Genomic DNA, 15,407 nt, shown 5'->3' with positions numbered 1-15,407 from the left:
AGAGGCAGTTCGCGCGTTCTAATAAAAAGGGGCATGGTTGCCCACACCCCCTAATACTACCTGGGAAAAGTCCCCCGGAACATACTATGAACTGCGTACGCTAGTTTTCCGCAACCTTAACGAGCGGCTCGCTGCGATTTGCGCCACAACAGATACGAGTAGACGTAGACGGCTCCAACCGAACCAAACGCCAGAACCGCAATCACCGCGGCGACGACTTCACTCGAAAGCACGCTGCCTGCCACGCCCATCACAATCAGGCCAATACCCAGCACCATAAAGCAGGCGCCGCCAAAACGCTGCGTACGGCGCCAGTTCTCGGGATCGGCAAGCGCCCAGGGTGTCTTGATACCGAGCGTATAGTTCTGCTTCACACGCGGCAAGTAGTTGCCTACGCCGATGAACAGCAAACCGACAACACCGGAAATCAGCACGTTGACCGAACCGACCGCCGGCACCACGCCCCAGACCGTAAGCTCTCCCAGCCAGCTTATGGCGCACATGAACAAGGTGAAGGCGATTACGAAGCCCTGGTAGAACTTGCCCGAGGTTCGATATGCCTCACCTTTGGGGTCGATGCGCGGCACCACGCAGAACATTGCGAGAAGCGCCAGAGGCAGCGCGCCGAGCGCGGAGGCCATCCAGCTAGGACCCCAACCGTCGACGGCGCCGTTCGCGCCCCAGTGCGTGGGAATCTGCGCAGGCAAGCTCGGCATCACCATGAGGTGCGCTACGACATTGGCGGCGCACAGAGCGACCAGCGCAATCCACACGCGCGACGATACCCCCGTGGGGTGAATGCCCTTGTTTTCGTTATTCATCCTTATCACCTTCAGTGTTTGTAAAGCCCATAAACCAGCCAATTAAATCCTGCATGACGGTGGTGTTTAAGCTGTATACGATGTTTTGGCCATGGCGCTCGTCGGTCACCAACCCGGCATTTTTGAGCGTCGCCAAGTGATGGCTTAGCGACGGCTTACTGATATCGAAATGCTCGGCAAGCTCCCCCGCCGTGCAATTGCCCTCGCGCAGCAACTCCAAAATGCGCCGTCGCGTTGGATCGGCAAGCGCCTTAAAACCCTCTCCCGGCATAAGACCTCCTCTCATCATATCTCATGACGCGCACACTATACTCGATATTTAGATGTTTGTCTAACTGTCTAATCGCAATGCTTCAAACCACATCAAAGCAAACGCCATCGCAACCTATGGGCGATTACCTATAATGGCGATAGCTAAAACACGACCTGCTTCCCCATCGGAGGATATTTATGACCGAAACCACAGCCGCAACTCCCATCGAGACACGCGACACCAAGCTCGAGATCATCATGGGCCGCGAGGCACTCGATAAGCTCGCCAACGCCACGGTGCTGGTGCTCGGCTGCGGAGGCGTGGGCTCCAACTGCTGCGAGGCACTCGCCCGCGGCGGCATCGGACATTTCGTCATTCTGGATAAGGACATCATCGCGCCCAGCAATATCAATCGCCAGGCCATCGCCTTTCACAGCACCGTCGGCAAGCGCAAGGTTGACGTGATGGAGGCCATGATCCACGATATCAATCCTGCCGCCACCGTCATCAAGCGAACTGAATACCTGTTGAGCGATAACATCGACGAGTTCTTTGCGAGCGTTTTGGAGCAGACGGACGGCAAGCTCGACTACGTCGTCGACGCCATCGACACCATCTCGGCCAAGCTCACCATTGCCAAATATGCTCAGGACCACGACATCCGTTTGGTTAGCTCCATGGGCGGGGCCAACAAGCTCCATCCCGAGTGCCTCCGCTTTGCCGACATCTTCGATACGGTACGTGACCCCATGAGCCGCATCATGCGCAAAGAATGCAAGAAGCGCGGAATCAAGAGCCTGCATGTACTGTTTAGCTGCGAGGAATCGGTTAAGACACAGCCCCGCGACCCTTCCAACATCCACGAGCGTACCGAGTTGGGCACCGCCAGCTTTATGCCGCCCATCATGGGCCAGATGATCGCCGGCGAGGTTATCCGCCAGATCAGCGGGCGCGGCACCGAGCGCGTACGCGCCGATGGCCAGCGCCTGGACTAGCAGGATGCCCTGCGATGGAACCGCGATTCTTTGACACGCATTGTCATCTTGATTTGATGCTCAGCCCCGATGCTGCAGCCAGTGAGTCGGCGGCATTGGGTCTGGGGCTCTTTGACTGCGGCGTCAATCCACGCGACTTTTCGGCCGCTAACGAGCGCGCCCGTCGCCAACCAGGCATCATCGCCGGCATTGGGCTCCACCCCTGGTGGCTCGCCGACGGCCGCTGCGGTCCTGCCGAAGTCAATCTGCTTTGCGAAGTTGCTGCCCAAGAGCGCTACATCGGCGAGGTGGGACTCGACTTTTCCGCGCGCTTCGCCGGAAGCGAACTGCTTCAAATACAGGCATTTGACCGGCTCTGCGATGCGCTCGCGCAGCATCCTCTTGTCGGGCGTGTGATATCAATTCACGCCGTTCGTTCGGCAGGAGCCGTACTGGACGTCCTCGAATCGAATGGACTGCTCATCCCAAACCCCGACTCCCCCGCTATCATCTTCCACTGGTTTAGCGGTACTTCGGACGAACTCGTCCGCGCGCGTAATGCGGGCTGTTATTTTTCCGTGAACGAGCGGATGCTCGCCACCAAGCGCGGTCGCGAATACGCCCGACAGATCCCACTCGATCGTTTACTGCTCGAGACCGATGCGCCGGCGGAGGCAAACACCGAAACAAGCGCACAGTCGCTTATCAGATCGCTCACATGGACCTCAGAACGCATCGCCTCACTCAAAAACTGTGACGCAAAGCGCATCGAGTCGGTAGTTTTAGCAAATGCGCACGCTGTTTTTGACCTTCGCTAAGCTCGGTGTGCAAAAAACGCCAAATATGAGTACTGTTACCGGAATGGATACAGTACTCATATTTGGCGTTTTTTGCACACGAGGTCCCGGGGAGTCGACAATTCGACTCCCCGGCACTGCTCACCTATTCGGAAATCGGCGCTCCGTGGCCCCAAGAACCTTCCATGCCGCACACGGTCGAGGCAAACCCGGCAGCAAAGTCGAGCGCGCGCTCGATGGCCTCGGCGCCATCCTCACCGCGCTTGGCGGAATCGAGATAGCACATCAAAAACGAGGTGAGGAACGAGTCGCCCGCCCCCATGGTGTCCTTCATGTCCGTTACCGGTTTGGCCAGCTGGCGGTAATAACGCTCGCCGTCGTAAGCAATGCAGCCCTCGGCGCCCGCCGTAGCCGACACAAAACGCGGACCCAGGCCCTTCACCCATGCCAGACGCTCGCGAATCTCGTCCTCACTCGCAGCATCCGCCGCACTAAAGAAAGCAAAATCGACGTAGGGCGCAATCTGCTCGTAGTACTCGTCGGTGGAGTCGTCCGAAAAGTCAAAAGAGACCGTGACGCCCGCAGCCTTCAACTTGGGAAGCTCGCGCTCGGTAAAGCAATAGTTGCCCGAATGAACCACATCGAACTGCTTCATGTACGCAAGGTCAAAGCGATTGAGGACATAGCGCGCATCGCCACGGATACCGCCCTCGTTGGAGCCGAGGAAGACACGGTCACCGTCGACGACGGTCACGCGAGCCGCTCCGTTCTCGCCAATCATCTGCTCGCACTTGTCAAGCTCGATACCCTCATCCTCGAGGCTTGCAATGACATGCTCGGCAGCGGCATCATTGCCAAAAATTCCCATGTATGCGGAGCGTGCGGCACCGCATTTCTTGGCATAAACGGCGAAGTTCACCGCATTGCCGCCAGGATACATGGTGTGGATATGCTCGTAGCGATCGACGACGTTGTCGCCAAATCCGAGCGCGTTAACGTTAAATGCCATGGCCTTTGTCCCTTCTAGTACTCGACAACACCCATATAGCGACGGAAATCGGGGTCGTGATCAAACACCTTGCCGCGTGCAGCACGCAGCTCGCAGTTCATGGCGTAGAACAGCACCGGGTCCAGATAGGCGCGGACGCTCGCCGGCACGGCTTCCATACCGTACTCCTTGGCATCGAGCACCATCAGCGTATCGGTATGCGTCTTAAGAAACGCCAGGGCGCGCTCGTCCATAGCACGGCACTCGCTGGAGCCCATCTGCAGGAAGTAAAAAACGCCATCCTGAGTAGCCTCGAAGGGGCCGTGGAAGTACTCGGCGGAGTGGATGTAGCTGCAGTGCTGCCACTGCATCTCCATAAGAGAGCAGATAGCGAAACCGTAGGTCTGGCTAAAGTTGGGACCGCTGCCCAGAATATAGAAGAACTCGTGCTCCTGGCAAAGCTTGGCAAAGCGATCGCCCAGCTCGGCATTTACCTTCTCGCGTGCCGGGGGAAGAATCTTATCCATCTCGGCGATACCGGCATACATATCGGCAAGATCGGCGTAGCCCTCCTGCTGATCGAGCAGCTCTGCCGCAAGCGACAGCGAAATACCAGCGGGAACCTCGGCCTGCGGCACGCCCTCGCCCCATGGGTAGACCCACGTGGTCCACTTGCCGGAGTCGATCTTGGATCCAGCGTTGTCGGTCTGGGCGATCACCGTAGCACCGGCAGCAAGGGCAATCTCGCAGCCCTCGACGACCTCCGGGGTGTTGCCGCTGTGGCTGCAAGCGATGACCAGGGACTTCTCGCCCAGACGACGCGGACGCATGATATCGAACTCGCGAGCCGTATAGATATACGAAGTGAAGGTGGTTGCCTCGCGCTGCAGAAGCTCATGAGCCGGGATCAAATCGATCATGGAGCCACCGCAAGCAATCCAGTAGACACTGTCGAACTTGCCCTTCTCGGCAATTGCCTCTTTGATCAGATCGTGTGCGTTCATATCCAGTTCCTTTCTTGTTTGGCCGCAATCAATGACGTTGGCTGCGTGGCCGATAGTTGTTTTAGTCAATCAGATATTTCTCGAATGCGGCCATGTTCTTGGCATCTGCCGCCGCCGGGTCATCGTAGTAACGACCGTCCGTGATTTCCTGGCCCAGCATGCCGTCGAAACCATGGGCGTTGAGCGTGGCGACGAAGGCGTCCATATCGTGCTTGCCATCGCCCCACACCAGATGGCCATACGGGTCACCGTCGATAAAGTGCATCTCGTGAATTGCCCCATCACCAAAGGCGGCAAACCAGTCCTCGAGCGTCTCGCCTGCAACGCCCATCGCGGTTGTATCAACCATGGGCTGTAAGTACGGGCTCGCGACCTCGTCAATCATGCGCTTCGCATCGGAAACCGTCGTCACAAGGTTGCTCTCCTCGGGACGCAGGCTTTCCATCGTAAGCACCAGACCGTGCTCGCCGGCATACTCCGCCAGAATGGACAAGTGCTCGCGGCTGCGCTTCCAGGCTTCCTCGCGGTCCTCGTCCCAGTCGCCCCAGCCCGAGTTGATGGACATGCGGTCGCACCCAAGTACCTCGGCAAGCTCAATGCCGTGCTTAAAGTACGCCAAGCTGCGCTGTTCATGCAGCGGTTTGCGTGCGCAGTACTGCCAAGGATAGACAACATTCTCGGGACACAGAGTACGATACCTAAGCCCACGGTCTGCAGCCTTTTTCGCCAGGACCTCAGCCTCAAAGTAGCCCGTGTGGTCGAGCGTCACATGCGGCTCTGCACACCACAGCTCAATGGACTCAAAGCCCAAGCGCTGCTGCACATCAAGGAAGTAATCGAGCGACCACATGATGTAGTGGATATTCATGCCCGCAATCTGCTCGCGGTGCAGCGTCGGTTTGGATTCAGACATCTTATGCCTCCTTATTTCGATCGAACACGATTTGTCCGTCCGACATCGTCATGTCAACCGCAAGATCGCGTGCGTCGCGATAATCGAGGTCGAACACATCCCGATCGAGCACGCAGATATCGGCAAGCTTGCCAACCTCGAGCGTACCCAGCTCGTCTTCGCGCATCAGATCGTACGCGCCCCCGGCAGTCCAAGCACGCAAGAGCTCGACAAGCGTCAGCGCGTTGGCCTCATTCACGGGCAGTCCATCGTCGAAGTATCCGCCGCACGCACTGTAGATTGACTCGCCCAGGCTCGGAATCAGCAGCGGCAAATCCGTACCACAGCACACCGTGCATCCGGAATCTTCCATGCCGCGGCGATTCCAGCTGTGCAAAAGTCGCGTCTTGCCAATTTGTCGACGCATCATCGACAGGCAATCCTCGCGCCGGTCCAGCGTCAGAATCTGCGGATAGACCTCGCAAATTCCACCTAACTTGCCAAACTTGACAAGATCGGTCGGATCAGAGTTCTCGAGATCGGTAATCGCATGGCGGCGAAGCAACCGTCCATGCTCGTCTCGAGGCAGCGAGGCATAGAGCGCCACGGTGCGACGAACGGCGCCATCGCCCTGGCAATGCAAGGAATATCGGAAGCCGTCAGCATCAATTGCGCGCAGCTCGTTCTCAATCAGATCCCACTCGGGCTCCTCGACAACCGTCTTGCCGGCAGCGCCCGCATCGGCCGTGTCCTCATAGGGGTCAATCATCTCGGCAAGCCCCGCCCATACGCCGCGATCGGTCATACGGTTGAAGCCAGAAAAACGAACGAACGGTCCCCGGAAGCGCTCTCGTGCCTCGCGGGCATATGCCAGATTTGCACCGGCACCCACCGGCTGCGACATCATAGAGACGCGAACCGTCAGCTCACCAGATTCCTCACGGCGAGCCATTTCGTCGGCAAAACCGTAGTAGTCATCAAACGCCATCTCCTTGATGGCGGTAACGCCGCGCTCGTTAAGCATGCTCATGTAGTCCGAATACCCCGCACGTACCTCGGGCAGCGCGAGGAAATCGCTCATCATGCGCCAGATCTTCTCGGCATAGCACGCCTGGGGTGTAAAGCCGTATCGTGCACTGGCGGCAGCATTGAGAACGCAGGTCTCCGCACCCGGTGTAAAGCAGACGACAGGGATATCGCCAAAACAATCGTCAAACACAGCTGCCGTATTTGCGTTCTCGGCATCCGATGCCAACGTTTCGGGTAGGCTGTGGCCAAAAGCCGCCGCGCAATCCGGATGATCTTCTTTCCATGCACGCAAGAGCGACACGGCCTCTTTGGCATCAGCGATGCCGGACAGATCAGACCCCAACGTCCGCAGCGCCCAGCCTGTATAGAAGGTATGTACATCGATCAGGCCAGGCATGACGGTGCGGTCGCCCAGGTCAACTACCTCGTCCGCCTGGGTCAAATACGAAGCTACCTCACACTTGGTGCCAACAGCCTCAATTCGATTGCCACGGACCGCTACGAAACCTTCAAACGGCAGGTCCCCCGTACCGGTAAAGACGCTCTTAGACGTCAGGACCGTCAAACGATCAGACATCACAACCACCTACACCGGAAGCATGCCAGAGATTGCCGTTACGATCAGGCCAAAGACGACCATGAAAATGAAGAACTTCCAAATGGTCTTCCACCATTGGCCAAACGAAATCCTAGCCACGGCAAGACCGGCGACCGTCATGCCCGCCACGGGGCTGATGGTGTTGATGGTCTGGTTGGCAAACTGGAGCGCGGTGACGGCCGCCTCGGGATTGAGGCCCATGAGCTCGGTCAGGGGGCCCATAACGGGCATGGTGAGCGCCGCCAGGCCAGAACTCGAGGGAACCAGCAAAGAGAGCAGGCCAAGGACGATATACATAAACGTGGTGTAGACGGCGGCGGGTGCACCGGCAAGCGCGGTAGCGAGCGCCTGGAGGATGGTGTCGATGATCATGCCGCCCTCGGCGATGACCAGAATACCGCGAGCGATACCGATAACGATGGCAGCGTACGCAAAGTCGGCGAGACCCTTAACGAACTCCTCTGCGATCGTCTGCTGGTCAAGGCCGCCCAGGATACCGGCAAGCAAGCCCATGCCAAGGAACACGGCGGAAATCTCATTCATGTACCAGCCCTGGGTAACAAGACCCCAGACGATAATGCCCATACCGCAAGCAAAATCGATAAGCACGAGCTTCTGACGGATAGTGAACTCTTCCTCGATGGAGGCATCGGTCACGGAAAACTCAATACGCTTGAGCTTATCGTCCTCGTACACAATGGACGACTCGGGGTTTTTCTTGACGCGCATGGCGTAGCGCATGGCCCATGCGATACCGACGGCAGTGAAGATGACCCAAGAAACGGCGCGCAGCCACAGTTGCGGATTGCCCTCGATGCCAATGATGCCTTGGGCGATCAAAACATTAAACGGGTCGATGGTCGAAGCACAATATCCCAGGTTAGGACCAAGGAAGCAGATGATGAATGCCGTCATCGAGTCATAACCGATACCCATCATGATGGGAATGAAGATGGCATAGAACGGCAGGGCTTCCTCAGACATGCCAAACGTAGTGCCGCAAATGGACAGCAATGTCATCGTGATGGGAATGATGAGGATGTCCTTGTTCTTGAGCTTTTTAATCACACGGCTCATGCCGGCATTCAAAGCGTTGGTCTTGGTGATGATCGCGAACGATCCGCCAATCAATAAGACGAACGCAACGACGTCGGCAGCCTCTTGGATACCCTTGGTGGGCGCTTGCAGAACCGCGAAGATATCCTGGCCCAGATTGATGGTCTCGCCGGTCTCGGAATCGGTGTAGTTCTTATCGACCTGTTCATAGGTTCCAGCAACGGCGACTTCACGATCGCCCGCCGCTGTCGAAATCGTCTTGCGCTGATACTGACCAGAGGGAACGATCCAAGTCAGGACCGCAAAGACAACGATCAGCAAGAACATGATCGTATAGACATGCGGTAATTTGAACTTAAAACGTCTGTTTGTCTTCTTCGCCTTCGTATCTGACATAGATACCTCCAAAGAACTCGAGACTGCATCGCATCTCGCTTCAACGTTTGCACAATGCAAACGTTCTATGACGTCCCATAGATTACCAGCAGCTTTTCCCTTCATCAAGATAATTTCAAACTGATTGCCGCAACGCGGTTGAACGGTCGCGTTTGCGCCATGAACGGTATGGAAACGCCCGGTGAGATGATCCACCGGGCGTTTCCATTCGCAATGTCCTAGATGTCAAAAACGTAGCGAGACCCAACGATCCGCTGACGACCGATGATAAACGGCCGCCGCTGCTCATCGAAAAAGAAGGCTTCCATATAAAACAAGGGTTCGCCAACGGGAACTGCCAACAGTCGAGCGACCTCGGGCGACGCGCACGCGATCTCGAGCGTGCACGGGTCGGTAAACGCGGGCGTGCGGCCCGTCCGGTTGCGCACGAACTCAAAAATGGATTGGTTAGATAGAAGTGCCGTTGATAGATAGGCGTTGTCCTCGTAAACATATATGTTGTTCTCGAGCATGACAGGGACGCCATCGGCAGTGCGCACGCGCTCAACGCAAATCAAGTCAGTTCCAACGGGAACACCAAAGAACTGCGCTTCGGTGGAATCCGCCGGCAGTATCTTTCTCGAAATGACACACGCCCCCGGTTCCATTCCGTTAACGCGGCATGCGTCCGAAAAACTCTGGACGTCATCCTTCTGGCGAATCTTGCGCTTGAGCTTGGGGGCATTGACAAACGTGCCTTTCCCCTGTCGCTTCGTTAGATAGCCCTGCTGGACGAGCTCCTCAATAGCGCGTCGCACGGTAACGCGGCCAACTTTATAGCTCTCAGCCAATTCGAATTCGTTGGGTATCCGCGCGCCTGCCTTGTAGGCGCCGGAGTTGATTTCGTTTTTAATGATATCAATGACCTGTTGGTACAGCGGTATCGCTGCTTTACCGTCAGTTGGCCCTTCAGTCGGTGGCATATACCCTCTCCCAGCACAATTAATTCTAAAACGGGCTTAAGGGCATTCAACAAGCCCTTAAGCCCGCATTAGCTTAAAGTATGCTAGGTGTCGCACCAAAATGTTGGCTATTTACTCATCAGACCCGAAAAACGCGCAACTACCGCGCTCCTAAGAAAGCGTGAGCAGCTCCGGCAGCTGGTCGATAATCTTGTCCGCGGCATCCTGGCTAAAGCCAAAGCGTTCCTCGCGCTTGGCAATGACTGTCAGGCCGGCTCGCTTGCCAGCGGTGATGCCAGGCACCGAATCCTCGACGCAGCAGCAGCGATTCGCGGGCAGCCCCAGCAGGTCCAGCGCATGCAGGTAGATGTCGGGCTCGGGCTTGCTCTCCTTAAACTGCTCGCCGCTCACCACATACTCAAAGGCATCCGACAGCCCGCACGCATTGAGCACTTCCTCGATACTAACCATGGGAGACGAGCTGGCAAGCGCCACGCGAACGCCGCGGCGCGGCAGCTCTCGAATCGTATCCACGGCGCCTGGGTTAATCAAAGCCTGATAGTCGCGCGGACGCTTATGAGCCCATTCGTCCCAACGGGCCAACGCTTCCTCGCCAGTGAAATGCCCCTTACCGGCACGCTCAAACCAATCGACCAGCATATGCAGGAAGAACTGATGCGAGGTACCGACCTGCCCATTCAACTCCTCTTGAGTCAGATTAAGCCCAAGCTCCTTGGCAAACGCGGCAGTCTCGCCCAGGTAGTAATACTCGGTATCGACAATCACGCCGTCCATGTCAAAGATAACGGCATCGAACGGAAATGCGGACACGGCACCCTCCCTAACAAAAGGACGCCCGCGAGCAGGCGCCCGAACCATGCATTAATCGGCGATTCTAACCCAGCAGCTTATCCAGCGCCACCGCAATACCATCTTCGTTGTTATTGGCGGTCACCATCTGGGCCACAGCCTTAACCTCATCGACGGCGTTGCCCATGGCAACGCCGGTGCCGGCCCACTCAATCATGGACTTGTCGTTCTGGCCGTCGCCAAACGATACGACCTCACCGGCATCGATGCCGAGTTTGGGCAGGGCACCCTCGAGCGCACGGGCCTTGTCGATACCGGGCGCCGTGTACTCAAAGTACCAGTCGGCCGTAAACATGCCCGAAAGCGTCTGGGTAAAGGGCGCGTACATCTCCTCGTGATGCGCTTGCAGATAGGCCGGGTCGCCCGCAGTGAGCAGCTTGTCCACGGGATAAGCATCAGCGACCTCATGCAGGCTCTCCACCTCGCGGATCTTAAGGTCGCACGCATCGCGCTCGTATTTGACGATGTTTTTCTGCGAGCCATCCGGCAGCGTAATCATGCAGCGGTACGAATCCTCGACATGCAAGTCGCGACCGAGCGAGATCATGGGGATCACACCATAGTTTTGCAGATGATCAATCAGACGGTGCAGTTCGTCAGCCGGCATGGCCTGGTCAAAAAGGACCTCATCGGTCTGAGCGTCGACCACATGCGCGCCATTAAAGGCAACTAGCAGACCGTCATGGTTTTGGAGGTCGAGCTCCTGCGCCAAGGCGTGCAGCCCCCATGCGGGACGGCCCGAAGCCAAAATGAGCTTAATGCCCGACTCCTGCGCCGCAAGCAGCTTCTCGCGCGTACGCGGGCTAATCACTTTCTGGTCGTTGGTGAGCGTACCGTCGATGTCCATCGCGATGGCTTTGATTGCCATATGTGCCTCCTTGCATCGTTTTTATCGCGCACTATCTTATCCGAGCCGGGGCACGTTCGCACAGCGCGCGCATGACGGTTGCAAAACCACCCCATTTGAAACAAACGCAAAAAAGTACTTGCAAAGACGCGTTCTGACATATAAGTTGATAAAAGACCGCCGTTGCGGTTTTAAGTAGATCGAGCATATGAAGTTTGAGTTTTAGCGTGTAAGAGAAGGAAGATCGGCAAAGTACAACCCCAAACGCAATGACAACTTAATGAGGTAACTGCCACATGTGAGGCACCCAGGGCATTGCTGTCTCGATTTTGAGCACGATGCCTTCCGCCTTGCATGGGCCGTTCCATCCCGCCCCTGCAGCAACTGCCTCACGGGCTCATTGAAAACCGCATAGCACCCCAACGTCAGCACATCACCCACGGCAAGCGCATCACTCACGACAACCAGCACATCAACAAACAGCACGAACATCAACCGATTGGAGAAGCTATGACAAACCACCACGCTGAAGACGGCGATAAGAAAAGCATTCTGGATGCCCGCATTGAGCGAGCATATGCAAACGAATATGACGCCGCCTTTGCCGCCGCGACCATCAAGAACTACGCGTCGCTACCGCTCGCGACGATCTTGGCCGACCACCCTCAACTGCTGAAGCGCTGCACAAAGATCATGGGCGACCCCGACATTCGCAAGCTGACAGACCCCTATGCCCCAAAACGCGACAACGATTCGTACGTTCTTACCGTAGGCTGCCTAGCCCATATGCTTACGGCGCTCGACACGAAACTCAAGCTCGAATGGGAACCCGACGAGCGTCATGAACTCGAAAGCAAGTGGAACACCCTGCGCACCGCACTGTTCCTTCCGTTGGACGGCCTCAAGCGCTGCAACGTCGAGCTCAATACACAGGCGCGGCAAAAGCCCGGGACCACGGGGCAGAAAACTCCAAGACCCCATGTGGCCATCGTCGACCGCAACCGATATAACCGCATGACCGCGCACTTTTCCGCCGAGGGAGCAGCCATAAGGACGCTGATCGACCTGCTGTGCCTCCTGAGCATCAACGAGCTATTTGAGGGCTATCTCGCCCTTGTTCCTGCGACGGCACCCAAGTCGGTAGCAAAGATCATCGAGACCTGCAGACGCCAGTTTGAGCGCCATCGCAATGGCAGCGAGATGAACGCCAGCATCGCGCAGTACTACGCGGCTCATTACAAAAATGACGGATGTGCCCCTATCGAGCATCAGCTGCGGCTCGCCTACACCACGCCCGTCGCAACGCTCCATCGCTTTGGAGCCCTTGGCGCTTGCGAGCCGCACGGACAGGCAGCCTGCCCCACAACCGAGCTCGATCTCAGGCTCGGACGAACCCCGTAGCCCGCCAGCCCCTCCGCGGGCAACAATCCTATTCCACAACACAACCAACAGAAAGGAGTCCTCATGGGCACCAATCATTCCCCCATCATCAGCCCCCTCACCATGCGTGAATCCGCCCGAGGTATCACGCTCACCAGCATTTACGATGAGATGCTCGCCCGTCGCGAGCTCTCCGTCATGGGAAACATCGAAACCCCGATGGCCCACGACCTATGCCAGCAAATCCGCCTGCTCGATGCCACCGACCCCAGCCGCCCCATCACCATATTTGTCGCCAGCGCCGGCGGAAGCGTGCGATCGGGCCTTGCGATCTATGACGCCATGCGCCTCGCATCGTGCCCCATCCGCACCGTCTGCCTGGAATTCGCCGCGTCCATGGGCGCCGTGATCTTTATGGGCGGCGACGATCGCCGTATGGCGCCCCATGCAGAGCTCATGATTCACGACCCGCTGATCCCCCAGGGGGCAGGCGGCTCGGCACTTGCGCTGCAGGAAACCAGCCGGCGTCTCATGCAGACCCGCAAGACCCTCACGCAAATCCTCTCGGACCGCAGCGGCCTCACGCCCAAGCGCATCCAGTCCCTCACCGCAAAAGACACCTACCTTTCGGCCGAGCGCGCCGTCGAGCTCGGCTTTGCCCACGAAATCCTCTCGACCACCAAGAAGGTCGCCCATGTCTAACCTCGCCAGCCGCCTCGCCGCATCTAAGTCCGCATCGTCCACCATCCTCGCCAAGGATCGAACGCTTTCCTGCGACACCCGCCAAACGGGACTCAACAACAACGCACTTGTGATCGGCCCCTCGGGAGCCGGCAAGACCCGAAACGTCCTCAAGCCCAACCTGCTGCAAATGAACGCAAGCTACATCGTGCTCGACACCAAAGGCACGCTCTGTCGCGAAGTGGGACCCGTGCTGGCAGCCCACGGTTACCGCGTGCAATGTCTCAACTTCGCCGACCTCAACACCGTCCCGGCCCTTGCGCCCGGCATCGAGCGCTGCGGCTACAACCCCCTGAGGCACATTCGCCGCAAGGCGGACGGCAGGCCCAACCAGCAGGACATCCTCTCGGTGGCAAAGGCCATCTGCCCCATCGAGGACAACAACCAGCCTTTTTGGGATCATGCGGCGGCAAACCTGCTGTCGTGTCTTATCGCCTACGTCACCGAACAGCTACCCGCCGACGAGCAGACGATCAGCTCGGTCATCAAGCTGATCGAGCACCTGCAGGACGGTGCCACGGGTCGATTGTTTGACGACCTGATCACGACCGACCCCCAAAGCTATGCCCTCTCGCTATGGCGGCGCTACGCCATTACGCAAAATGCCGAGCGCATGCACGCGAGCATCGTCGGCATCCTTGCCGAAAAGGTCATGTGTCTGGGATTCGACGGTGCGGCACAGCTCTATCGTGAGTGCCATCAGGTGAACTTCGCTTCCATGGGACACACCCCCTGCGTCCTGTTTGTAACCGTGAGCGATATTGACCGCAATCTCGATCCGCTGACCGGCCTCTTTATTTCGCAGGCGTTTATGGGCCTCATTCGTGAGGCCGATAGGCAGCCCGACGGCAGCCTGCCCGTGCCCGTGCGCTTTATGCTCGATGACTTCGCAAATCTGCAGATCCCCCAGATCGACAACGTGCTCTCGATTATCCGAAGCCGCAACATCTGGGCAACGCTGCTGCTGCAGTCGACCAACCAGCTCGATGCGCTCTATGGCGAGGCACGCGCACGCTCCATCATGGGCAACTGCGACACGCATCTGGTGCTGGCGTTCCAGGATCCCGAGAGTGCCCGGGTGTTTTCCGACCGCGCCGACGCGCTGCCCAGCACGCTCATGGCGACGCCGATCGATCGCTCGTGGCTCTTTGTGCGCGGTCGCACTCCCGAACAGGTCGAGCGCTTTAGGCTCGAAGACCATCCGCTCTACGGGGAGCTGCCCGAGGCGCAGCGAGACCATGCGGAGGCCGAGATCTAGGCGCAGGGTTCTCGCGGCGCGCGGCGCCCCAGCGATGTTCCACAAAGGCCGTGCGCCCCGGGACTACGGCAAAGCAAAGGGGCCCGCATCCGATAGGATACGGGCCCCTGACTATAAGGCGCGATGCGTTAACAGCAGCGACTACTTGCGATGCGCGCGATAGAACTCGATGAGCGCCTGGGTCGAAGCGTCCTGCTCGGCCTTGGCGGCGTCGTCGTGGAAGGCCGGGGTGATCTGCTTGGCAAGCTGCTTGCCCAGTTCAACGCCCCACTGGTCGTAGGAATCGATGCCCCAGACCGTGCCCTCGACAAACGTGATGTGCTCGTACAGGGCGATGAGCTCACCGAGTGCGAACGGGGTCAGCGTGTCGCCGAAGATCGAGGTCGTCGGGCGGTTGCCCTCAAAGCAGCGGGCCGGGACGATCTGCTCGGGCGTGCCCTCGGCACGAACCTCGTCGGCCGTCTTACCAAAGGCGAGCGCCTTGGTCTGGGCCAGGAAGTTGCCCAGGAACAGCTCGTGCACGTCCTGACCGCTGTCGGTCGCAGGGTTGGCAGTGTTGGCG

Annotated in this window: 15 protein-coding genes and 1 pseudogene; 5 read left to right on the top strand and 11 right to left on the bottom strand. The window is 58.0% G+C overall.

The genetic code is table 11. The features are described 5' to 3' along the window. Positions 1 to 116: 116 nt before the first annotated feature. Both ABHR75_RS01510 and ABHR75_RS01505 read right to left on the bottom strand, forming a co-directional pair. Positions 117 to 821 (bottom strand): SdpI family protein, encoded by a 705-nt coding sequence (locus tag ABHR75_RS01510; protein ID WP_195503310.1) that lies wholly within the window; start codon positions 819 to 821, stop codon positions 117 to 119. After that, positions 814 to 1,092 (bottom strand): autorepressor SdpR family transcription factor, encoded by a 279-nt coding sequence (locus tag ABHR75_RS01505; RefSeq protein WP_022094448.1) that lies wholly within the window; start codon positions 1,090 to 1,092, stop codon positions 814 to 816. The genes ABHR75_RS01510 and ABHR75_RS01505 overlap by 8 nt, the downstream gene beginning before the upstream one ends. A gap of 179 nt (positions 1,093 to 1,271) precedes the next feature. Here ABHR75_RS01505 and ABHR75_RS01500 point away from each other — a divergent pair, with 179 nt between their 5' ends. Together ABHR75_RS01500 and ABHR75_RS01495 are read left to right on the top strand one after the other, a co-directional pair. Further along, positions 1,272 to 2,069, top strand: coding sequence for a tRNA threonylcarbamoyladenosine dehydratase (locus tag ABHR75_RS01500; RefSeq protein WP_346963470.1), 798 nt, complete (start codon positions 1,272 to 1,274; stop codon positions 2,067 to 2,069). 14 nt (positions 2,070 to 2,083) lie between these two features. Continuing rightward, positions 2,084 to 2,866, top strand: coding sequence for a TatD family hydrolase (locus tag ABHR75_RS01495; protein WP_346963469.1), 783 nt, complete (start codon positions 2,084 to 2,086; stop codon positions 2,864 to 2,866). Positions 2,867 to 2,990: 124 nt separating this feature from the next. Here ABHR75_RS01495 and ABHR75_RS01490 read toward each other — a convergent pair whose 3' ends face one another. The 8 genes from ABHR75_RS01490 to ABHR75_RS01455 all read right to left on the bottom strand — a co-directional run bounded on the left by ABHR75_RS01490 (position 2,991) and on the right by ABHR75_RS01455 (position 11,487). Beyond that, positions 2,991 to 3,854: a PfkB family carbohydrate kinase gene (locus ABHR75_RS01490; RefSeq protein ID WP_215673803.1), complete on the bottom strand. Its 864-nt coding sequence runs from the start codon at positions 3,852 to 3,854 to the stop codon at positions 2,991 to 2,993. 14 nt (positions 3,855 to 3,868) lie between these two features. Next, positions 3,869 to 4,837, bottom strand: a complete 969-nt coding sequence (locus ABHR75_RS01485; RefSeq protein ID WP_022094440.1) for an SIS domain-containing protein — start codon at positions 4,835 to 4,837, stop codon at positions 3,869 to 3,871. Positions 4,838 to 4,898: 61 nt separating this feature from the next. After that, positions 4,899 to 5,750: a sugar phosphate isomerase/epimerase family protein gene (locus tag ABHR75_RS01480; RefSeq protein ID WP_195503316.1), complete on the bottom strand. Its 852-nt coding sequence runs from the start codon at positions 5,748 to 5,750 to the stop codon at positions 4,899 to 4,901. Position 5,751: 1 nt separating this feature from the next. Next, on the bottom strand, positions 5,752 to 7,335 hold the full coding sequence (locus tag ABHR75_RS01475; RefSeq protein ID WP_346963468.1) for an amidohydrolase: 1,584 nt from the start codon (positions 7,333 to 7,335) through the stop codon (positions 5,752 to 5,754). A 9-nt stretch (positions 7,336 to 7,344) separates the two neighbouring features. Next, entirely contained in the window at positions 7,345 to 8,808 is a 1,464-nt protein-coding gene (locus ABHR75_RS01470; protein ID WP_346963467.1) for a YfcC family protein, read from the bottom strand. Positions 8,809 to 9,026: 218 nt separating this feature from the next. Next, positions 9,027 to 9,770, bottom strand: coding sequence for a GntR family transcriptional regulator (locus ABHR75_RS01465; protein WP_217749971.1), 744 nt, complete (start codon positions 9,768 to 9,770; stop codon positions 9,027 to 9,029). Positions 9,771 to 9,920: 150 nt separating this feature from the next. Beyond that, positions 9,921 to 10,580, bottom strand: a complete 660-nt coding sequence (locus ABHR75_RS01460; protein WP_308196326.1) for an HAD family hydrolase — start codon at positions 10,578 to 10,580, stop codon at positions 9,921 to 9,923. 64 nt (positions 10,581 to 10,644) lie between these two features. After that, a complete protein-coding gene (locus tag ABHR75_RS01455; protein ID WP_346963466.1) occupies positions 10,645 to 11,487 on the bottom strand; it encodes a Cof-type HAD-IIB family hydrolase in 843 nt (280 codons plus the stop codon). Between the two features lie 489 nt (positions 11,488 to 11,976). Between ABHR75_RS01455 and ABHR75_RS01450 the strand changes: the two genes are divergently transcribed. From ABHR75_RS01450 to ABHR75_RS01440, 3 genes are all read left to right on the top strand, one after another. After that, complete coding sequence (locus ABHR75_RS01450) at positions 11,977 to 12,867, top strand: hypothetical protein (RefSeq protein WP_346963465.1); 891 nt, start codon at positions 11,977 to 11,979, stop codon at positions 12,865 to 12,867. A gap of 63 nt (positions 12,868 to 12,930) precedes the next feature. Continuing rightward, positions 12,931 to 13,548 (top strand): ATP-dependent Clp protease proteolytic subunit, encoded by a 618-nt coding sequence (locus ABHR75_RS01445; protein WP_346963464.1) that lies wholly within the window; start codon positions 12,931 to 12,933, stop codon positions 13,546 to 13,548. Continuing rightward, positions 13,541 to 14,845 (top strand): VirD4-like conjugal transfer protein, CD1115 family, encoded by a 1,305-nt coding sequence (locus ABHR75_RS01440; RefSeq protein ID WP_346963463.1) that lies wholly within the window; start codon positions 13,541 to 13,543, stop codon positions 14,843 to 14,845. Before ABHR75_RS01445 ends, ABHR75_RS01440 begins: the two co-directional genes overlap by 8 nt. Positions 14,846 to 14,986: 141 nt before the next feature. Here ABHR75_RS01440 and ABHR75_RS01435 read toward each other — a convergent pair. Further along, positions 14,987 to 15,407 (bottom strand): annotated as a pseudogene (locus ABHR75_RS01435) (glucose-6-phosphate isomerase); the annotation flags it as partial.

This window comes from Collinsella aerofaciens (genome assembly GCF_039752955.1).
Lineage (GTDB): Bacteria > Actinomycetota > Coriobacteriia > Coriobacteriales > Coriobacteriaceae > Collinsella > Collinsella aerofaciens_BI.
The sequence above is the reverse complement of the archived record's forward strand: the minus strand, read 5'-3'. Positions and strand labels throughout refer to the sequence as shown.